Genomic DNA, 21,062 nt, shown 5'->3' on the forward strand with positions numbered 1-21,062 from the left:
ATTTCATAATGGAAACCCAAGGCGCATCCGTAGTCATTACCCATCACGTTCTCGACGGCAAACAAACCGAATACGAAAAATGGCTCGATGAAATTCTGCCCGTTTCCAAAAGCGCCAAAGGTTTTATCGACTGGCAAATCGTTCGCCCGATTCCGAATCTGACGTTTGTTTACACCGTCATCATTCGCTTTGATACGATCGAAAATCTCAGAAACTGGATGGAATCTGATAACAGAAGAAAACTGATTGACAAAGCGCATCCATTATTCACAAAAGAAGACAATTACGAAATCAAATCCGGTCTTGATTTTCTCTTTTATGGCGAAAAAACAGACAACAAAGTTCCGGTTCGATGGAAACAATATCTGGCAACCTGGTCTGCCATTTATCCTTTATCATTGCTGATGCAATTGCTGTTGTTGCCTTCCTTACGATTAATGAATATCCCTGCCAATCGGTATTTTGACACGCTGATGAGTACAGGCTGTCTGGTTTTCCTAGTGATTTATGTAGTGATGCCGAATTACACGAAGTTGATTAGGAAGTGGCTTTATAAATAAGAATATTCTATTTTGTATAAAATCCGTCTCAAACAAAACAGGGATGGATTTTTTTATTTTAATGCCTTTTCAAACAACCTATTTAGACTAAAACTCAACTTTTATTCTCTCTAGACAACTTGTACAGACTAAAACTCAACTTGTATTTTCTCAAAACAACTAGTTTAAATTAAAACCCATTTTTTTTCTCCAAAACAGCTTGTTTAGGGCAAAACAACTTTTACCATTGCTCACGACTACCGTTTTGCAACCTGCACAACTTTGGCGGAAGTCTCAAAACGACCGTTTTGTAACCAAATGACTTTTACTTTGGTCACAAATCAAAGGTTTTGTAACCAAACAACTTTGGCGGAAGTCTCCCACGGTCTGCGGGAAACAAAACAACTCTTATATCGGTCGCAAATCGAGGGTTTTGTAACGAAACAACTTTCTATTTCAAATTTCAAACGACACTTTCTGCCTGTTCATCGAATCTCAATTGATTTTGAAATCAGTGGATAGTAGCTTTACACTATCAAATAAATAATTTAAACACTTAAAATTAAAACATTATGGAAATTATTCAAACACCAGAAAACGCATTGTCTCACTCTACCGTTACAGCGATTATCAATGCCCCAATCGAAAAAGTAAATATTGCAGATTGGTTATTAAATCTTCCTGATGCAGAATATCAGAGATGCTCTACGCAACACATCGGAGCCGCCATTTCGACTACGTATGATGGCGAACCGGTTTCTTTAAACGTCGAAACCATCGGAGATGCTTTGATGGTTCAGCATTATGTTGCCGTTGAACACCGTCCGGATTACTGCAGAATGTTATCCATCTCAGATTCCATTACCAAAGGTGGCCGTACCAAAGTTCAGGTTTTATGGGAACTGAAAGCTACAAAAATCGATGATAACACAACCTTGTACACCAACGAAATCCACGCCACTGCAACTCCTGAAATGTTCGAATATCTGAAAGAACACAACGTGAATCTTGCTGATGCAGCCGCTTCCAGACAAGCCGCTTCTGATGCCCACAACCACGAAGAAACGCCCAACTTTGCAAAAAGCATCGAAAACAAAGCGTTGACCGGAAAATACAATCAACCTTTCTAATTCAAAAAACATAATGGGCGTATTTCGGTACGCTCATTTCATTTTAAAGTTATGGAAAAACTTTTTGAAAAACTTATAGGAACCTGGACTTTGGTAGAACTCATCGAAGTTCCTGTCGACGGCGGAAAAATTACCCATCCGATGGGCAAAAATCCGAAAGGTCTGATTATGTATAATCCTGACGGCTATATGTCGGCACAAATTATGGATACGAACCGGAAAAACTTTCATCAGGAACATTGGACAAATGATACACCGAAAGAATATACACAGGAAGGCTCAACCTATCTTGCGTATTCGGGACCTTTCAAAACGGATGATGAAAAACAGTTGGTGAGCCATACGATGTATATCTCCCTTTTTCCCAACTGGACGGGGCAAACGCAGAATAGAATCATTATCTTTAAAGATGGTTTTCTGCATCTAGAAAGTGAGAAACCATTCACCAGCAATTCACGATTGGTGACTCATCAACTGACCTGGAAAAGAGTTTGAGAGAATCTGATATTAAAATTAAAAAAAAATGAAAGCAATCATTATTACAAAACCTGGAGGTCCTGACGTATTGGAATTACAGGAATACCCTACTCCCGAAATATCCGGAGACGAAGTCTTAATCGAAGTGAAAGCAGCGGGGCTCAACCGTTCCGATGTTTTTCAGCGTGAAGGAAATTATCCTGCACCCAAAGGAACTTCCGCCGAAATTCCAGGATTGGAAGTTGCCGGAACCATTGTAAAATGCGGACCTGATGTCGTAGATTTTACCGTTGGTGACAAAGTCTGTGCATTGTTGGCAGGTGGCGGTTACGCAGAATATGTCGCTGTGAGAGAAGGTCAATGTTTACCAGTTCCTGCAGATTTAAGTTTTGCTGAGGCGGCAAGCTTACCGGAAACAGTCTTTACAGTTTGGTCTAATGTTTTTCAGAGAGGAAATCTTCAACCCGGAGAAACCCTTTTGCTCCACGGCGGAAACAGCGGGATTGGAATCACAGGAATTCAGATTGCGCACGCGTTGGGTTCAAAAGTTATTGTCACAGTCGGTTCTGATGAAAAAGGCCAGAATTGTCTTGAACTCGGCGCCGATTCTTACATTAATTATAAGACTCAGAATTTTGAAGCCGAACTTCAAGATGAAGGCGTTGACGTCATTCTGGATATGATTGGCGGTGATTATCTGGCAAAAAACATCAACATTCTGAAACCTGAAGGCAGATTGGTTCATATCAATGCGGTAAGCGGCAGTCGTGTAGACCTTGATATTTGGAAAGTGATGACCAAGCGTCTGACCGTTACAGGAAGTACTTTGAGAAGCCGGGAATACGAGTTCAAAAGACAACTGGCCAAAGAGATTCAGAAAAATGTCTGGCCTTTGATTGAATCTAAAAAATTCAAACCTGTCATTTATAAAACATTTCCTTTCTCGGAAGCTGCAGAAGCTCACCGATTGCTGGAAGACGGTTCTCACACAGGAAAGATTATTCTTGTGAGATAAAGTGATAGTTTAATAATAATCTAAATCGAATTTTAATCCTTCTCAATACAAATTGTGAAGGATTTTTCATTAATAAAACCCAAGTCATTACGAATTTTTCAATTAATAAAATTCGAATTGAAAGTCTATTATCTCTTATCTATTTTCTTTACTCTAAAGACACCAACTATTATTTTAAAATTCCCACCGATTCATTTTGCCCATTCACCGAAAAGCACTTCAAAATCCTTTAATTCCGAGGTAGCTTTACAGTAGAAATAAAGACAAACTATCATTCATCACAAAAACTTATCATTATGAATATTGCATCATTAAGTTTCAAATACGAATTAGAGAAAAAAGAACCAAGAACCAACGACGGTGGAACTACAAGAGGTGCCTCTGTAAAAGATTTTCCAGCGTCTATCGGCATTGCGGGTGTTTCTATGAGACTGCAACCGGGAAGTATGAGAGAATTGCACTGGCACGCCAATGCTGCGGAATGGGCTTACGTCATTTCAGGAACGGTTCGTACCACGATTATCCATCCTGATGGACACAGTTATACTGATAATTTTGAACCTGGTGATGTTTGGTATTTTCCAAAAGGTTACGGTCACTCGATTCAGGCAACAGGAATAGAGGAATGTCATTTCATTTTGATTTTTGATAATGGTAATTTTTCCGAAGACCATACGTTCAGCGTGACTGATTTTGTTTCATCAATTCCACCTGAAATCGTTGCTCAGAATTTAAATTTAACTTTAGAAGAAGTGGCCGCATTGCCTCAGAAAGAAGCGTATTTCGCAGCGGGAATTGTTCCTGACGAGATGTCTTTCGTAGCAAAAGCTCGCCCGAATGAATATGATATCGAATTGACGAGCTTCCACCGTTATCCATTGCATTCTCAACAGCCGAGAATTGTTCCGGGCGGTGGTTTGCAAAGATTGGTAACGAGCAAAGAATTCCCTATCAGCAGTACAATGTCGGGTTCTATTTTGGAATTACAGCCAGGCGCGTTGAGAGAAATGCACTGGCATCCGAATGCGGACGAATGGCAATATTTTATTTCAGGACAGGCCGAAATGTCGGTTTTTCTTGCAGAATCTACTTGTGTTACAGAGCAGTTCAACGCTGGAGATGTGGGTTATGTTCCAATGGGAGCCGGACATTATATCAAAAATACAGGCGACACGGTTTGTAGAATTCTGATTGGTTTCAACAGTGGTTATTATGAGTCAATTGATTTGAGCGAATGGCTGGCCGGAAATCCAAAAGATGTTGTCATTACTAATTTTGGTTTGAAAGATGGCGAAATTGAAAAATTCCCGACTGAGAAAGTTTTTATTCAGCCTAAGAAATAAGATTAGAACTAAATCTCTCTAAATAATGGATAATGCTGTCATTAAAACAACCCCTTCCGTTTCATCTGATTCGATTAAGATGCAAGAGAGATTGGCGATATTTTTAGCTTTGATTGCAGGCTACATCGATTCAACAGGATTGATTCAGTGGAAAACCTACGTTTCTTTTATGAGTGGAAATACCACTTCACTGGGAGCGGCCATTTCAACGGGGAAATCTGGAATCATTATCACCTCTGTTACAGTCATAAGTTGTTTTTTATTAGGAATTTACGTTGGAACCTGCCTTTCATTATGGAAGCGGATTAAGAACCAAATATTAACTTTTCATCTTGTTTCCGGAATTCTCATTTTCTATTCAATTATTGCTTATTTTTATGATATCAATAATTTGTTATCCATTGCAAGCGTCGGATTTTCAATGGGAATGATGAACACGATTGTGACTTCAGTAGGAAACCAAAAGGTAAATACGGATTTCGTGACAGGAACTTTGAACAGTCTAGCAAGAAACACCGCAATGCTAACAATGACCGATGATAAAATGGAAAAAGAAGCGTATAAATCCAACGCAGTTCATCTTTTGCTTTTGTGGATAGGATTTTTATCCGGTGCGTCTATCGCCCCTTTCCTACTCGATTATTTTGGAAAATGGGCTTTGATGGTTCCTGCTTTATTACTAATGATTTGCGGAATACTGATTTCAAGAATTAACGCTAAAAACTAATATTATGTTACAGAAAAACGATGTTGCCCCAGATTTTACTTTGTATGCAACGCCAGACCAGAAAATTACACTCTCAGAATTCAAAGGAAAGAATGTCATCCTCGCTTTTTATCCTGCCGACTGGAGTCCGGTTTGCAGCGACCAGATGGCTTTGTACAATGAAACTTTGAAGTTTTTTAAGAAATACGATGCGGAGATTTTCGGAATTTCCGTGGACAGCAAATGGTGTCACTTGGCATTTGCACAATCAAGAAATTTACACTTCCCTTTACTCGCAGATTTCGAAGCTAAAGGCGAAATCGCAAAACATTACGGCGTTTATGATGATGAAGAAGGTGAATGTAAACGTGCACTTTTCGTCATCAACAAAGATGGCATCATCGAATGGAGTTATTTGTCACCAACGGCTATCAATCCTGGTGCAGACGGAATTTTAGACGCTTTAGAAAACCTTAACACAAAATAAATTATGTCACTAAAACCAAACGTCAGCAATACTGACCACGCACAAGGCAACTTAGAAGCCGACCTCGTTATTGTAGAATACGGCGATTATCAATGTCCATACTGTGGCGCCGCTTATCCGGTTCTGAAGGAATTGATGAAAGAATTTGGAAGTCAAATTAAATTTGTTTTCAGAAACTTTCCATTGTCTGAAATGCACCAATATGCAAAACCGGCGGCCATCGCAGCAGAAGCAGCCAATCTTCAAGGGAAATTCTGGGAGATGCACGATGCGATTTATGAAAATCAAAGAGATTTGAATGAGAACTTATTAATGAAATTGGCGGAACAATTAAAACTGAACATTCCTCAATTTGAAAAAGATTTGGAAAGTACGGAATTGGCAGATAAAGTTGATTCAGATTTTGAAAGCGGAATCGTAAGCGGCGTGAACGGAACTCCTTCTTTCTTTGTGAATGGGAAGAAATTCGATGGTGGCGCGGAAGACCTTCTGGAATTGGTAAGGGAAAACGTGAACTGAAGACGAATCTGCAGCCCGACTTGAGTGGAAATCCTTTTTTGCGTGGCTTCGAGTTCTACTGAACTGAAATCGTCGAGCAAAAAAGATTGGGAACGGAAGGCGGAAATAGCTGCCCAAAATAAAAATTATCAAAAATGTACGATATTAAACTAGATTAACGGGAAACGAATTGAAGCATCCTACATTTGCTAAAGAATTAAGACAACAAAATATTAAAATAAATTAATCACAACATTTAAAAAATTAAATTATGAGCACACTAAAATTAAAAGACGGAACAGAGATTTTTTACAAAGACCAAGGCGAAGGACCAGTTTTGATGTTTCACCACGGATGGCCTTTATCATCAGATGATTGGGATGCACAGGTTATTTTCTTCCTGCAAAGAGGTTACAGAGTGGTGACGCACGACAGAAGAGGTCACGGCCGTTCCAGCCAGGATATTTACAACCACACGATCGAGCAATATGCTTCTGACGCAGCGGAGTTGGTAGAATTCCTTGACCTGAAAGATGTAGTTCACATCGGTCACTCTACTGGTGGTGGCGAAGTTATCCGATACGTAAATAAATATGCGAATGGAAGAGCGAAAAAGGCAGTTTTAATCAGTGCTGTTCCGCCAATTATGGTAGCAAGTGATGAAAATCCTGATGGTGTGCCGATGTCGGTTTTTGATGGTATCAGAGACCAGACTTTGAACAACAGACAGCAATTTTATATTGATTTGACTTTCCCTTTCTACGGCTACAACAGAGAAGGTGCAGATGTAAAAGAAGGCGTACAGAGAAACTGGTGGAGACAAGGAATGATGGGTGGAATCGTGGCTCATTATGATGGAATCAAAGCGTTTTCTGAGACTGATTTCAGAGAAGATTTGAAAGCTGTTGATATTCCGGTTTTGGTGCTTCACGGTGAAGATGACCAGATTGTGCCTTATCAAAATGCCGCTTTGAAATCAATTAAATTATTGAAAAACGGAACTTTAAAAACCTATCCTGGTTTCCCTCACGGAATGCCGACTACGGAAGCCCCTACGATTAATAAAGACCTTTTGGAGTTTATTGAGGCGTAATATATGACTGTTTTAATAAGTTCATAAAAAACCAAATGACCCCATTTCAGATTAAATGGGGTCATTTTTTTAAATGCTTATTGTATTGGAATTTTTAAATAATACTACGCAACTCTCAGAAATAATATAAAAAAAGAGCAGATAAATAAATTACCTGCTCTTCTATATCATAAGTGTTAACTAAATGAAGTTACGCTATTTTAACGTTAACTGCATTAACACCTTTGTTCCCATTTTGTAAATCGAATGTTACGACATCATTTTCACGAATATTGTCTACTAAACCTGAAGTGTGTACGAAAATGTCTTGACCACCTGTAGATGGAGTAATAAAACCAAATCCTTTTGTTTCGTTAAAGAATTTTACTGTTCCTTGTTGCATTGTATATGTATTAAAAAAATTATTGTATTCTGTTTGTTAGGATTAAAAAATCCATAGCTTTGATCAAAATCAAAACGATAATAAATTTTTGAAAGAAAAAATTGGATGTAATAGAATTTAAGAGTGAAAATCAAACTTCTTAAAAGGTAGAGCACCTAAAATATTAATGACAAAATTCAGCAAATCTTTTCAGCAATAATTAATAAATAAAATAATCTAAATTTTAATCATGCTCAGACAAGCGTCTTATTATTTTACAAATATATATCAAATATTTGGATTCTGCAATTATTTTATTAAATTTTATATATAAATTTTATTAATTTAATAATTCCACCTTCAATTGTTTGGGTAAATTTTATCTAAAAAGACTGTTTGTAAGTAGGTTTTAATAGCCTTTCCAAATTTTATTCAATAATAATCTATAGCTGATAATTGGATCATATTTTTTGTTTATGTTATTTTTTAAGTTTAAATCATACAAATTATTCCAAATAACGTGAAATTTCTTTTGATAAAATGTTAACTTGTTCTAAATTTGGCGTCGAATAATACTTGGAGGAAATTACAATGAAAAAACAAATAAGTTTAGCCTTATTCGTAATAGGCAGCTTAGCTTTTGCACAGGAAAATACTACTACAGCAGTAAAAGATTCGGTTCACAATACAAAAGAAATTCAGGAAGTTCTAATCAAATCTCAACGCAAAAAACAATTTGTTGATAAAGCGGTTTACAGTTTCGATGAGGAAGCTTTAAAGAAAGCCAGATATGCAAATGATTTGTTGCAAACATTGCCAGAACTTCAGTTCGATCCTATCTCAAGCAGTATTTCCAGTATAAAAGGCGGTAAATTTTTACTTTTAATTAATGGAATTGAGTCTACAGAATTGCAAGCAAGAGGTATTCGACCGGAAAACGTTGTAAGAGTTGAATATTATGACAATCCTCCTACCCGATGGGCAACAAGAGCAGATACGGTGGTGAATATTATTACGAGAAATCCTGAAGTTGGTTTTGCAGCGGGAATTTCGGCAAGTACAGCTTTGACGACAGGTTTCATCAACGGACAAGCCTACGCAAATTATACGAACAGAAGAAATAATTTCGGACTTGAATATGGAATGAATTTCAGAGACTATGATAACCGCATAACCAACAGAGTGTACGATTACATCTTACAAAATTCACATTATAACACAAACGAAACCAAAAGAGATCATTTCGGATATACGTATCAGGATATTGCTTTGAGATACACCAATTCTTTGATGGATAATTATGTTTTTCAGGCAAAATTTTCGATGAATATTTTTAATTATTTCTCCAAAGGAAACGGACAAAGTATTTTCACTAAAGACAATTCTTCAGAACTACACGGAACTTCACAATACAGCGGTGAAAATTACAATCCGCCAAAACTTGATTTATATTTCTCTAAGAAATTAGGTAAAAAAGATGAAATAAGCTTTAACGTAGTTGGTTCGTCTTATACAAGTGAAAGTTTTCAAATTGATAAAGAATGGGTAATCGGATCTGGAAATATCGTTTTTGATAATGATATGAATTTAAAAGCTAAGCAAAACAGCATTGTAGGTGAAGTTGCTTACACTCATGATTTTAAGGCTGGAAAATTAAGTTCAGGATATAGAATTGATAACAATAACGTAAACAATTCACTCCAGAATTTAGCCGGAAATTTCGATTATTCTGTCAATTATTTAACCCAATATTTATATTCAGAATTTGCAGGGAAAAGCAAGAAACTAATGTACCGTTTAGGTTTAGGTTTAACGAATATTCACAACAAAACAGCATTAACCACAGAAGATGATTGGACGATCACCCCAAAACTGATTTTAGGATATGAACTGAAGAAAAATCAAAGCTTACGTTTAACGAGCAGTTATACACCTTACAGTCCCGGAAGTGCTACATTAAGTCCGAATATTAATCAGATTGTTCCTAATATTGTCTCAACAGGAAATCCTTTATTGAAAATACAAAAAGCCTGGAATAATAATCTGAATTATGCTTACAACAATAAGTTTTTTGATTTTAATGCCAATCTTTTTTACAATTATGTAGACAATGCAATCAACAGTATGTATGTTTTGTATAATAACAATACTCAATATGCGTTAACTTACGAAAATGCGCAGTTCAGTTCACGTACAGGAATTCAGTTGACAGGTTCTGTAAAACCTTTCGGAAGCAGATTATTGGTAATAAAAGCCAATATTTACCCAACAATGCAACGTGTGAAAACAAGTAATGGAGATTTGCTTAAAAATAATTATTTCGGAAACAATTTTACCATTTCTTCAGAATATAAAAATCTGAGTCTTTCTTATATGTTTAATATCCCTGTTTACACTTTAAGTGGAGCATTTTTAAGCACCAACGAAAACCAAAACCACATTTTTGCGAATTACAAAATGAAAGATTGGACGTTCACCACAGGAATGTATTGGATGGGAATGCCATCAAGATACAAGACAAAAACGCTTGATGAAAGTTTGGTAAATTATACCGGTACAACCAATATTTACAACAACAGAAATATGTTTATTCTAGGTATAGGTTACGATTTTGCTAAAGGTAAAAAGAATGAAGTCAACCGAAAACTGAATAACGATACTGCTCCTGCAGCGACATTCTAAGAGTTTTTCTAAAATTTAAACATAAAATAAGTCATGCATAATTTTATACATGACTTATTTTTTATTATTTGTTCTAAAACAACTGGTTACATCCAAGGATCAAGAACAACTTTCACGCAGCCGTCTTCTTTTTTATCAAAAATTTCATAACCTTTCGCTACGTCATTTAATGATAATCGGTGCGTAATAATATCATCCAGTCTTACTTCCCCGCTTTCAACATGTTTCATCAATTTATCGATGATGGCATGAACAGGAGCTTGTCCGGCTTTTAAAATAATTCCTTTGTCAAAAATTTGTCCGAGTCTGAAATTATCATAGTTTACAGCATAAACTCCTAAAACAGAAACAGTTCCACCTCTCCTTACGGCACTCATACAGGCTTCAAGAACTTTCATAGAACCTTTTTCAAAATTAATAACTGCTTTTGCCCGGTCTAAAAAATTACGTTCAGGCTCAAAACCTACCGCATCGATACAAAGATCTGCTCCTCTTCCCTTCGTCATTTCTCTGATTTTTTCAACCGTACTTTCTGCATCTTCCCAAAGAATTGTTTCGCAACCTGTAAGTTTTTTAATCTGATCTAAACGATATTGTAAAGTATCAACAATGATAACTTTACCGGCGTTGTGAAGGATTGCACTCTTTACAGACATTGAACCAACTGGTCCTGCTCCAAATATTGCCACAGATTCTCCGCCTTTCAATTCGCCCCACATTACACCGGTGTAGCCGGTTGGGAAAATATCTGTTAAAAATAACGCCTGTTCATCTGTTAAAATATCAGGAACTTTTCGGGGTCCAAAATTTGCATAAGGTACTCTTACATATTGGGCCTGTCCGCCATTGTAACCTCCGTACAAATCGGTGTAACCAAACATTCCGCCTCCTTTTTCCGTTAAAATTCCACCTTCAGGACCGTAATTTTCAGGATTTGAATTTTCACATCCACCTGGAAGATCATTTTCGCAGAAATAACAGCATCCACAAGCGATAGGAAATGGCACAACCACTCTGTCGCCCTGATGTAAATGGGTTATATTTCTTCCTGTTTCCACAATTTCACCCATAAATTCATGCCCCATAACCATTGGTCTGGGTTGCGGAATCCCGCCTGAATACATATGAAGATCACTTCCGCAGATTGCGGTAGAAGTTACTTTTAAAATGATGTCATTTTCATCCTGAATAATAGGATCATCGACGGTATCACAGGTAATTTTACCTGGTGCATGAAAAACTGCTGCTTTCATAATAATTATATTTTGTGATTGTGTCTAATTTTATTTTATTCCGTTTCTCTGTTTTTCAAATTCCCAAGCACGGTGTGAAGCTACAGCACTTATAAAGTTTTCGTCTCTATTGCTGTTTTCCTCAAGAATTACAGCATAATCTTTATGATTTAATTTAAAAATATCAGTCTGCTCAAATATTGGTTTTGTATTTTCATCAAAGAAGATCGCTTTACAATGTCTGAATGCTTCATTTACAAACTCCAGTACGCTGTTTTTATAGTCAGGCTGAAGCCATTCTTTCGACGAATTTTCTCCCGGTGCTACATAAACTGCATCAAAACATACACTCATTGTGCTCGAAATAGAATGTAACGGAACAATCAACGATCCGTCATCTGCTTTTACTGGAGCAATTTCCAGAGCAACAAACTGAATGACTCCGCCCTCTTTTTCAATTTTATTAAGGAACTCACTTACTCTTTTCCCGTCGCATCCATCTGCAACAAGTACAGCAATTATTCTTGATTCTATCGAATTTTTAGCTGTGTTTTTCATGCTTAAAGCATCTGAAACCTTAATTTTTGGTTCACGCTCCTCACTTTGTAACGTTGCAGGATCTGCATCTGCAGGAATACTTCCGTTTGGTTGTGCAAGCGTTTTTACTTCAACACCCAATTTTTGGGCAACAATTTGAGCCAATTCTTGATTAACGAAATTAAGCTGACCCACTACTCTTTCTCTGATTGCATGAATGGTAACTTTTGTTAATTCAAATATTAAAGCTTTTTGAAGGTGAATTTTTTCAGGATTCGATTGGCTGTTATAAAACAATTTTGCCTGAGAATAATGATCTACAAAAGATTTGCTTCTTGCTCTGATCTTATTTCCGCTTATTTTTTCTCCATAAGAAGCAAATCCGCCATCTTTCATCATCGCCTGAAACGGACAACCGCCACCAATAGAATTTGGCTCATAGCTTACTTTTCCTTTCGCAATTTGCTGTCTCATATGACCGTCACGCTGATTGTTATGAACCGTAGGAACTGATCTGTTAATCGGAATTTCATGGAAATTTGGCGAACCTAATCTTGATAATTGGGTATCGGTATAAGAAAATAATCTTCCCTGTAACAATGGATCATTCGTAAAATCTATTCCCGGAACGATATGCCCCGGATGAAACGCAATCTGCTCTGTTTCAGCGAAAAAGTTGTCAGGATTTCTGTTTAAAGTTAAAGTTCCGAAAGTTTCTACAGGAACTAATTCTTCAGGAATAATTTTGGTTGGGTCTAAAAGGTCAAAATCGAAATCGTGCTCGTTTTCTTCGGGAACAATCTGTACTCCAAAATCCCATTCCGGGAAAGCACCGTTTTCAATAGCTTCCCAAAGATCTCTTCTGTGGAAATCAGGATCAGCTCCTGAAATTTTCTGTGCTTCCGGCCAAGCTACAGAATGAACTCCCAATTTTGGTTTTAAATGAAATTTCACAAAGAAAGCAGAGCCTTCACTGTTGATAAATCTGAATGAATGAACTCCAAAACCTTCCATCATACGATAACTTCTAGGAATTGCGCGATCGCTCATCAACCACATTATCATGTGCATACTTTCTGGCATTAATGAAATAAAATCCCAAAAAGTATCGTGTGCAGAAGCAGCCTGAGGAATTTCGTTATCCGGTTCTGGTTTTACTGCATGAACTAAATCCGGAAATTTCATCGCATCCTGAATAAAAAAAACAGGCATATTATTCGCTACAAGATCATAGTTCCCTTCTTCCGTGTAAAATTTAATCGCAAAGCCTCTTACATCTCTTGCCAAGTCTGTACTCCCTCTGCTTCCCGCAACCGTAGAAAATCTTACAAAAACAGGCGTTTCTTTACCTGCTTCAGACAAAAATTTAGCACGGGTATATTTTTCCATACTTTTGTGAAGTTTAAAAACCCCATGAGCTCCTGATCCACGAGCATGAACAATTCTTTCCGGAATTCTTTCGTGATCAAAATGCGTAATTTTTTCCCTTAAAATAAAATCTTCCAGAAGCGAGGCTCCACGTTCTCCATCTTTTAGAGAATCCTGATTGTTATTAATTTTAAGTCCTTGGTTTGTGGTGAGTTTTTCATCTGAATTATCAGTTTTATAGTAATTTAACTGATCTAATTTTTCATTTTGTGGTCTGTTCTTATCCATATTAATTGCTTGATTTAAATTAGTGATCCGGAAATTGAATATTTTATCCAAAATCTAAAAAAAATGCGCCCCATTAACAAGAAATAAGCTTTTTAAATGAATAAAATGAGGCGCAGAAGTATAATAAAAATTGTGTTCTAGAAGAATTTATCTGCTCATAGAAGTATACCTGCGACAATAGTCATTAGAGTATAAGTTTTCATAATTTTAAATTTATAATGATTGGTTTAACCAAATATAGACGTTTAAATTTCACTTCCGTTATGACCAGAATCATACGTCTTAAAATCATTCATTACAAAATGTACCACACAAAGGCATAAGTTTAAAAAACTGATTACTGTGGTCTTATTCTTGAAGGGAGTATGATACACCAAATCAAAATATCCTGTAATGAAAAAACATATTGTAATTGTAGGAGGAGGTTTCGCTGGTATTAATTTTATCAAAACTTTAGGAAAATCAGAAGACTTTCACATTACTTTGGTTGACCGAAATAATTACCATTTTTTTCCGCCTCTGATTTATCAGGTTGCAACTGCATTTATAGAGCCGTCTCATATTAGTTTTCCATTTCGAAAATTATTTTCTGATTATCCTAATGTACATTTTCACATGGGCAGTTTTTTGAAAATTGATGCCAATCGTCAGATTATTGAAACTGATACAGGCAATTTAGAGTATGACCATGCCATTATTGCTCTGGGAACTGAAACCAATTTTTTCGGAATGGAAAATGTACAAAAATGTGCCCTTCCAATGAAGACTATTCACGAAGCTTTATATCTAAAAAATCATTTGCTATTGAATTTAGAGAAAGCTTCTAGAAATGAAGATGTTGAAAAAGCAAAAATATTACAAAATATTGTGATTGCAGGAGGCGGACCAACTGGAGTTGAATTGGCAGGAATGATTGCAGAGATGGGAGTTTATGTTGCTGAAAAGGAATATCCTGAAATTAAAATGAATCTTTCTCATCTTTATCTCGTAGATGCGCTTCCATCTTTACTTGCTCCTATGAGTGACGCTGCTAAAAAAACAGCTTATGAAAATTTAAAAAAATTGGGAGTTAATATTTTGCTGAATGTTTCAGTAAAAGATTATATCGACGGAAATGTGATGTTATCAGACGGAAAAAAAATTAAGACCGAAACACTGATCTGGACTTCCGGAGTAATCGGACGGGAAGTTATCGGAATTCCCGAAACCTCTATCGGAAAAGGAAGAAGACTTTTAGTGGACGAATTTAACAGGGTTTTAGGTTTTGAAAATATTTGGGCATTAGGAGATATTTGTCTGCAATTAACTGATAAAAATTTTCCAAAAGGCCATCCTCAATTGGCGCAAGTTGCTATTCAACAGGCAAAATTAGCCGCTAAAAATATTCAACGAAATCAAAATGGAAATACGATGCAACCATTTGTTTATAAGGATAAAGGAAGTATGGCAATTATTGCAAAATACAAAGCAGTAGTTGATTTACCCAAATTTTCTTACACAGGATTCTTTGCTTGGTTAACGTGGTTGTTTATCCATATTATTCCATTAACAGGTTTCAGAAACAGAATCAGACTGGCTTTAGAATGGTTCAGATTGTTTATCACTAATAATCCATCAATACGAATGATTTTACAGCCAACAAAAAACAGTCAGGAAAAATAAATATCAAATCTTTAAAAATAAATATTATGCTTAAAAAAATGTTAGCGGGTTTAGGGGGTGCAATTGCACTTAATCTACTCCACGAAATTGTAAGAAAAAATTTTGACAACGTTCCCCACATTAATGAAGTGGGTGAAGAAGCTTTAAAAAAAATGACAGATTCTACGGCTCTTGAAATCTCAGATCCTGATAAATTGTATGCCGCAACATTAGCCGGAGATGTTGTAAGCAATGCTATTTACTACGGAACAACCGCCACAAATCACGATTTCACAAGCGGACTTGCAGCCGGAATCGGAGCTATTGTTTTGCCACAAAAAATGGGTTTGAATGACAAACCGGTTGCCGAAAACAATAAAAAGAAAGTAATGACAGTCGGTTACTACCTCTTCGGAGCTTTAGTCACCAAGTTTATTTACGATAAAATCAAATAAAAATTTCCCTCTGCAAATCAGAGGGAAATCATTTTTTTGACATAAAGCCTAACTATATGGATGATATGTCTTTACATCATTGTAAATGTAAGTATTCAATAACTTTATTTTATATGCGTTGAATCATAGAAGCATTTTTATTTTAAAGACAGATTCTTCCATCACAGATTCTAACTAAATTTTCCTGCTCTAATTTTTTCACCGTTCTGATTACTGTTTCTACTCTCAATCCTGTAAGATTTGCAATCTGCTGTCTTGAAAAAGGCACAACAAATTTGAATGGTTCTGTAATTTTGTGATGAGTTTTCAGAAATTCAAGCACCTTATAAACTCGATGAGATGGAGCATTGATAGACATTGCAGTAAGCATTTTATGACGATAAAACATTCTTTCAGCATTATGATGAAGAAGATTTTGCATTAAATCTTTATTTTGATCAAGCATTGTCATAAAATCAGATTTTCCCTGCTTGATAATTAAAGAATCGTTCAGACATTCGGCATTGATACAATACGGAACTTCATGATGAAGAAATGTTTCTGAAAAACAATGTCCTGCAGAAGGTAAACTGTGAATAAATTCTGATCCATCGTCTCTGTATGTATTGAGCTTAACGAGTCCTGATCGAATTTGAAAATAATATTTTGGCATCGAGCCTTCATAAAAAATAATTTCTCCCGCTTTGTTCGTTAATTTCCGCTCCATTTTTAAGAAGAATATCTTCGTCAATTACCATAAAAATTTGAAATTGTAATAAGTTGATAAACTAAATCTTATTAAAGTAAAACTACATTTCCACTATTGCGATTTGTTCAGCGTAAAAGTAGACTTATTCATTACAAAAGTTTATGATTAGTAACATAAACGTAATATTTAGTTTTAAAAAAATTAGGTAAGAAATTTATTTTCAACAATAGATACCACATCTTTTATGTGCGGCATAGTAATTGGATAAATTGTAAAACACCACTACATATCACATATTATTATGATTTTAAATTGCCTGTTTTGCAGGCAATTTTTTTATTTAAAATCTATTCTACATACCACAATGTTTTATGAGGGCATATTTGTTGTTTAATCTTTACTAAAAAAGTATTATGGAAAATTCAAAAACAATATCGGTATTGAATGATTTATTACAGATTACCAATGACAGAATTCGAGGTTTCGAAAGTGTGGAAGGAAAAGTCTGGGAAAGTTATTCTGATTTAAAAGGAGAATATGACAAGATGATTTCACAGTCAAAAATTATGAAAAATGAAATCATCAATCTGATTACAGAACGAGGTGGAAATCCTTCAGACAGCGGTTCTGTTGCAGGAAGTCTCCACAGAGCTTGGATTGATATTAAAAATTCTCTCCCAGTGACAAACAATGATCAGGAAACTTTACAAAATGTAGTTTTTGGAGAAAAACATGCCATTGATGCTTATGAAGAAGCTTTAAAAAGCGGAGATTTATGTTCTGAAAGCTCATCAGTAATCGCCGATCAGCTTCACAGCCTGAGAATTTCTTATCATCAGTTTAGTAATATTGAACATTACAAGAGCAAAGAAGATTAACTATTTACTTAAAACCAAATTGTATGAACTACCAAGAAGCTGTACAGCATAAAAAAGAATCATTGAAAAATGCAGATGAGTCTGTTCTAAAAATGTTTCATCTCGTTATTGCTCCCGCCAATACTGATGAAAGTAAAAAATTCATCGATGATTTCCTTGAGAATCCCGAAAAATTTGATGATGAAAGCTGTAAAAAGTATTCATCTGACGGACTTTTTGAAGTGGTGAGTTTTAATAAGGAAGAAGAAAATTAGAAACTTAATTATAAGAAAAACGGTAAGAATCAACTTACCGTTTTTTTATGTAGGAATTATAAATTAAATTTTGATTTTAACCGTTGACAATAATTCCGCCATTTGGATGTAAAACCTGTCCCGTAATTTGTGCAGAAGCTTCTGTTGCAAGAAATAGATAGCTCGGTGCAATTTCTTCAGTAGAAGCATTTCTCTGTAAAGGTGGTTTGTTTTCATTTTCCTCTTCTTCATCGAAAGTTTCTTTCGTTAACGGTGTTGCAACAGGACCTGGTGCGACTGCATTTACCCGGATTCCTTTTGATTTTGACTGCAATGCCAATGATCTTGTGAAAGAAACAATTGCCCCTTTTGTAGCAGAATAATCCAAAAGTTCTTCGTGACCTTGATAAGCAACCGCAGAAGTTGTATTTATAATACTGCTTCCTTCTTTTAAATGGGGAAAAACAGCTTTAGTAATCAAAATCATTCCGATAATATTCGAGTTGAAGGTGTTACGAATATCTTCTTCTTTTAAATTTAAAATATCATCTTGTGGAGTTTGCGTTCCTGCATTATTAACTAAAATATCAATTGCTCCGAATTTTTCAACAACCTTTTTTGTGGATTTTTCGCAAAAATCATTATCGTTGATATCACCTTTCATAATAATACATTCGCTTCCAAACGTAAGAATTTCTTTTTTAGTTTTCTCAGCTTCCTCATCGTCACTGTGGTAAATAATGGCAATATTTGCCCCTTCTTCGGCAAAAAGCAGAGCTACAGCTTTACCAATTCCACTACCTGCTCCTGTAATGAGGGCTGTTTTGCCTCCAAGTTTCAATTTATTCATAGTTCTATTTGTATGGTTTGATATAAATTTCTTAATAATTATTGACTTTTCTCCAAATGAGTTTTGAAACATTGCAAAATAAATTCAGAATGTAAATCTGAGTATTTTGAAGTTCTGTACGAGAATGTAAATCGCGTTCCATAAATTATATTTAGTAAATAAACGAGGAAGTATTTCCCTTGTTTTAAATGTTATCCAATTTAGAAATTTATAATTTTTTGTATTATGCTTGTAATCATTTTAAACATTAAAAAAAAGATTAAATACCACATCTTGATAGTTTTATCGTTGATGGTCTGAAAATTGTAATTTTTATAGTTATAAACCAATTAAACAAAATATAATGGCTACAAAAAATGCACCCGTTAAAAAAAGTACAACTGCAAAAGCACCAAAAACAACTTCTAAAACTCCTGCCAAAAAAGATGCCGCAAAAAATCTGAGCGATTTATTTGAAGACGGATTAAAAGATATTTATTGGGCAGAAAAGGCACTTGCAAAAGCATTACCCAAAATGCATAAAAATGCAACAGAACCCAAATTGAAAACTGCAATAGCAGATCATTTGGAAGAAACTAAGGAACATGTAAGAAGATTAGAAGGATGTTTTAAAGCTTTAAAAAAGCGGGCACAGGCGAAAAAATGTGATGCAATGGAAGGACTTTTAGAAGAAGGCAAAAGCATTATAGAAGAAACAAAGCCAGGTGCAGTACGTGATGCAGGAATTATTGCAGCAGCACAGAAGGTTGAGCATTATGAAATTGCGACTTATGGTACTTTAGCGGCTTATGCAAAAGTTTTAAAAGAAAAAGATTGTCTGAAATATCTACTTTCTACTTTAGATGAAGAAAAAAACTGTAATAATCTGCTCACGAAAATTGCAGATACTAATCTCAATTCAAAAGCTATTAATGATTAATCATTAAGTTAGTTAGAAAGATCCGATAGCGGGTCTTTTTTTTTGCTCTACTTATGCTTAAAAATTATAATACTTATTTTAAAAGCCTTTGTAAACTATAGTTTTAATTTACACTAAAATATTGGTTTATTCTTATGTAAACAAGGATAAATTTATTTAAAATCTACGAGTCCTTTAGCAAGACATTTCCATTGTATTTTTGAGAAACCGAGCATTCCTCCAACCGCAATCGTTATATTTCTGATTGAATTAAAAAATCCCGCTTTTAAATTGGGATATTCATTTCTTCCATAGATTCCGGCTTTTATACCATCTTTTACTTTTGAAATAATAAACGTTGAGGTTGCATTATTAGAATAAAAATGAGCAATTTTTCTTGTGTTTCCTTTTATAGGATTTTTTGAAGGTCTACATTGAATGATAACCATATCAGGATTTGCAAGATCAATCGATATAATCTGAACCCAATCAAACGATCTTCCTTCACTTCCGCCCGGTCCGGGAATATCTATTCTGATGTAATCTCCAATTTGAGGTAAACGTTCTACATTTTTTCCTGTAGAATCGCAAAGCCGGAAATCAGTCGTACTTTCCTTACAGTAATCCCGCCATTGGTTAATTGATAAAAAGCGTTTTTTCAGAGTAGTAAATTTCAAATCAAGATCACTGGAATTTTCGATCTCTTTTTTGCTTTCGGTATCATGAAAGCTTCCTTTTATATGTTTAGGAACTCCTATTATGTTTTTTGGCTTCATAATAATTTATTTAAGTGATTTGTTGGTTTTTCTGATTTACCTTGATAAAACACTGTAATTTAAGCAAATTTTCATCTTTAAATTACTAAATACATAAAAGAAAGACATCATTCTACTACAATGATGTCTTTTAATATTTTATTAAAAAGATGTATACAGCACAGCTTTTCCACCCAACATCACTCTATCATTAATTAATCGACAAAAAATTTCGCTTGTTCTTTGAGAATATTGAAATGCTTTGAACTAACTTTTTGCAAATTGTTTTGCCCAATAAGAAACCAAAGTTGTGTGCACAGAAGCACAGACATGGTCTTCATTCATACCAGAAACTGCAGCTAAAACCTGGATGCAAAACCATAATCTTTCCTTTTGAAGTCGTGATAACACCGCCTGTTTCCAATTTTGAAATCAATTCCAAATTAGGAACAGTTTCCTAATGTCTTTGATGATATTCGCAATCTTTAGATATGGAAACAGATTCTTCATAATGGGAATCAGTTTCTGTAAAATTATGGAAATTAAATCTGTAGCTTAAAATTTTATTATTGCTAAATGTATGTGTCATTTTAGCATCTTAAAATTATTTAATATTAAATAATTATTAAAATTCAAACATTCCAAACAACACAAGATCTCACTACTCATCAAGCAGTTATGTTTGAAAAAACAAAACAACTCTAATCTTAACAACACGAGCAAATTTTAGAAAAGATAATATAATGATAAAGTTTAAGCAGAAAAAACAGAATAATTAATTATTTTAACTCATTGAAAATCTTCCTTATAACTTAATGCAATTTATAATTCATATAAAGAAAACGTACTTAAGTTGATAAAATAAAACCATTTATGAAACAACTTTTATAATCATAGATATTAAGAAT

At 35.1% G+C, this 21,062-nt stretch carries 22 protein-coding genes; 15 read left to right on the forward strand and 7 right to left on the reverse strand.

All coding sequences use genetic code 11. The annotated features are described in order from the left end of the window. The first annotated feature begins 8 nt into the window (after window positions 1–8). From OEA66_RS02420 to OEA66_RS02460, 9 genes are all read left to right on the forward strand, one after another. Window positions 9–560 carry a putative antibiotic biosynthesis monooxygenase gene (locus OEA66_RS02420; RefSeq protein ID WP_267279854.1) on the forward strand — a complete coding sequence of 184 codons (552 nt, stop codon included), beginning with the start codon at window positions 9–11 and terminating at the stop codon, window positions 558–560. Between the two features lie 551 nt (window positions 561–1,111). Next, complete coding sequence (locus tag OEA66_RS02425) at window positions 1,112–1,669, forward strand: hypothetical protein (protein WP_034974811.1); 558 nt, start codon at window positions 1,112–1,114, stop codon at window positions 1,667–1,669. A gap of 51 nt (window positions 1,670–1,720) precedes the next feature. After that, window positions 1,721–2,164 carry a lipocalin-like domain-containing protein gene (locus OEA66_RS02430; RefSeq protein WP_267279855.1) on the forward strand — a complete coding sequence of 148 codons (444 nt, stop codon included), beginning with the start codon at window positions 1,721–1,723 and terminating at the stop codon, window positions 2,162–2,164. Window positions 2,165–2,192: 28 nt separating this feature from the next. Next, window positions 2,193–3,161 carry an NAD(P)H-quinone oxidoreductase gene (locus tag OEA66_RS02435; protein ID WP_267279856.1) on the forward strand — a complete coding sequence of 323 codons (969 nt, stop codon included), beginning with the start codon at window positions 2,193–2,195 and terminating at the stop codon, window positions 3,159–3,161. Between the two features lie 296 nt (window positions 3,162–3,457). Then, window positions 3,458–4,504, forward strand: a complete 1,047-nt coding sequence (locus OEA66_RS02440; RefSeq protein WP_267279857.1) for a cupin domain-containing protein — start codon at window positions 3,458–3,460, stop codon at window positions 4,502–4,504. 25 nt (window positions 4,505–4,529) lie between these two features. Then, entirely contained in the window at window positions 4,530–5,231 is a 702-nt protein-coding gene (locus OEA66_RS02445; protein ID WP_267279858.1) for a YoaK family protein, read from the forward strand. A 4-nt stretch (window positions 5,232–5,235) separates the two neighbouring features. Continuing rightward, complete coding sequence (locus OEA66_RS02450) at window positions 5,236–5,697, forward strand: redoxin domain-containing protein (RefSeq protein ID WP_267279859.1); 462 nt, start codon at window positions 5,236–5,238, stop codon at window positions 5,695–5,697. A 3-nt stretch (window positions 5,698–5,700) separates the two neighbouring features. Continuing rightward, window positions 5,701–6,216, forward strand: coding sequence for a DsbA family protein (locus OEA66_RS02455; RefSeq protein ID WP_267279860.1), 516 nt, complete (start codon window positions 5,701–5,703; stop codon window positions 6,214–6,216). A gap of 250 nt (window positions 6,217–6,466) precedes the next feature. Continuing rightward, complete coding sequence (locus OEA66_RS02460) at window positions 6,467–7,288, forward strand: alpha/beta fold hydrolase (protein ID WP_267279861.1); 822 nt, start codon at window positions 6,467–6,469, stop codon at window positions 7,286–7,288. Window positions 7,289–7,478: 190 nt separating this feature from the next. Here the strand turns inward: OEA66_RS02460 and OEA66_RS02465 are convergent, their stop codons facing one another. Beyond that, a complete protein-coding gene (locus tag OEA66_RS02465) occupies window positions 7,479–7,670 on the reverse strand; it encodes a cold-shock protein (protein ID WP_267279862.1) in 192 nt (63 codons plus the stop codon). Between the two features lie 570 nt (window positions 7,671–8,240). Here OEA66_RS02465 and OEA66_RS02470 point away from each other — a divergent pair. Then, window positions 8,241–10,331 (forward strand): TonB-dependent receptor domain-containing protein, encoded by a 2,091-nt coding sequence (locus tag OEA66_RS02470; protein ID WP_267279863.1) that lies wholly within the window; start codon window positions 8,241–8,243, stop codon window positions 10,329–10,331. A gap of 86 nt (window positions 10,332–10,417) precedes the next feature. Here OEA66_RS02470 and OEA66_RS02475 read toward each other — a convergent pair whose 3' ends face one another. Continuing rightward, window positions 10,418–11,584, reverse strand: coding sequence for a zinc-dependent alcohol dehydrogenase (locus tag OEA66_RS02475; protein ID WP_267279864.1), 1,167 nt, complete (start codon window positions 11,582–11,584; stop codon window positions 10,418–10,420). Between the two features lie 30 nt (window positions 11,585–11,614). Then, window positions 11,615–13,756: a catalase gene (locus tag OEA66_RS02480; protein WP_267279865.1), complete on the reverse strand. Its 2,142-nt coding sequence runs from the start codon at window positions 13,754–13,756 to the stop codon at window positions 11,615–11,617. A 393-nt stretch (window positions 13,757–14,149) separates the two neighbouring features. On the opposite strand from OEA66_RS02480, the gene OEA66_RS02485 reads away from it, so the two are divergent. Together OEA66_RS02485 and OEA66_RS02490 are read left to right on the forward strand one after the other, a co-directional pair. After that, window positions 14,150–15,418: an NAD(P)/FAD-dependent oxidoreductase gene (locus tag OEA66_RS02485; RefSeq protein WP_267279866.1), complete on the forward strand. Its 1,269-nt coding sequence runs from the start codon at window positions 14,150–14,152 to the stop codon at window positions 15,416–15,418. A 26-nt stretch (window positions 15,419–15,444) separates the two neighbouring features. Continuing rightward, window positions 15,445–15,852 carry a hypothetical protein gene (locus OEA66_RS02490; RefSeq protein WP_267279867.1) on the forward strand — a complete coding sequence of 136 codons (408 nt, stop codon included), beginning with the start codon at window positions 15,445–15,447 and terminating at the stop codon, window positions 15,850–15,852. Window positions 15,853–15,994: 142 nt separating this feature from the next. Here OEA66_RS02490 and OEA66_RS02495 read toward each other — a convergent pair whose 3' ends face one another. After that, window positions 15,995–16,558, reverse strand: a complete 564-nt coding sequence (locus tag OEA66_RS02495; protein WP_267279868.1) for a Crp/Fnr family transcriptional regulator — start codon at window positions 16,556–16,558, stop codon at window positions 15,995–15,997. A gap of 395 nt (window positions 16,559–16,953) precedes the next feature. Between OEA66_RS02495 and OEA66_RS02500 the strand changes: the two genes are divergently transcribed. Both OEA66_RS02500 and OEA66_RS02505 read left to right on the forward strand, forming a co-directional pair. After that, a complete protein-coding gene (locus tag OEA66_RS02500) occupies window positions 16,954–17,418 on the forward strand; it encodes a PA2169 family four-helix-bundle protein (RefSeq protein WP_267279869.1) in 465 nt (154 codons plus the stop codon). Window positions 17,419–17,441: 23 nt separating this feature from the next. Next, on the forward strand, window positions 17,442–17,672 hold the full coding sequence (locus OEA66_RS02505; RefSeq protein ID WP_267279870.1) for a hypothetical protein: 231 nt from the start codon (window positions 17,442–17,444) through the stop codon (window positions 17,670–17,672). A gap of 76 nt (window positions 17,673–17,748) precedes the next feature. Here OEA66_RS02505 and OEA66_RS02510 read toward each other — a convergent pair whose 3' ends face one another. Next, window positions 17,749–18,501, reverse strand: coding sequence for an SDR family oxidoreductase (locus OEA66_RS02510; protein WP_267279871.1), 753 nt, complete (start codon window positions 18,499–18,501; stop codon window positions 17,749–17,751). 343 nt (window positions 18,502–18,844) lie between these two features. Between OEA66_RS02510 and OEA66_RS02515 the strand changes: the two genes are divergently transcribed. Further along, window positions 18,845–19,420 carry a YciE/YciF ferroxidase family protein gene (locus OEA66_RS02515; protein WP_267279872.1) on the forward strand — a complete coding sequence of 192 codons (576 nt, stop codon included), beginning with the start codon at window positions 18,845–18,847 and terminating at the stop codon, window positions 19,418–19,420. Window positions 19,421–19,572: 152 nt separating this feature from the next. Here OEA66_RS02515 and OEA66_RS02520 read toward each other — a convergent pair whose 3' ends face one another. Both OEA66_RS02520 and OEA66_RS02525 read right to left on the reverse strand, forming a co-directional pair. Further along, complete coding sequence (locus OEA66_RS02520) at window positions 19,573–20,175, reverse strand: hypothetical protein (protein ID WP_267279873.1); 603 nt, start codon at window positions 20,173–20,175, stop codon at window positions 19,573–19,575. A gap of 246 nt (window positions 20,176–20,421) precedes the next feature. Next, a complete protein-coding gene (locus OEA66_RS02525) occupies window positions 20,422–20,565 on the reverse strand; it encodes a hypothetical protein (RefSeq protein ID WP_267279874.1) in 144 nt (47 codons plus the stop codon). Window positions 20,566–21,062 lie beyond the last annotated feature (497 nt).

This window comes from Chryseobacterium luquanense, assembly GCF_026460945.1.
GTDB classification, from domain to species: Bacteria; Bacteroidota; Bacteroidia; order Flavobacteriales; family Weeksellaceae; genus Chryseobacterium; species Chryseobacterium luquanense.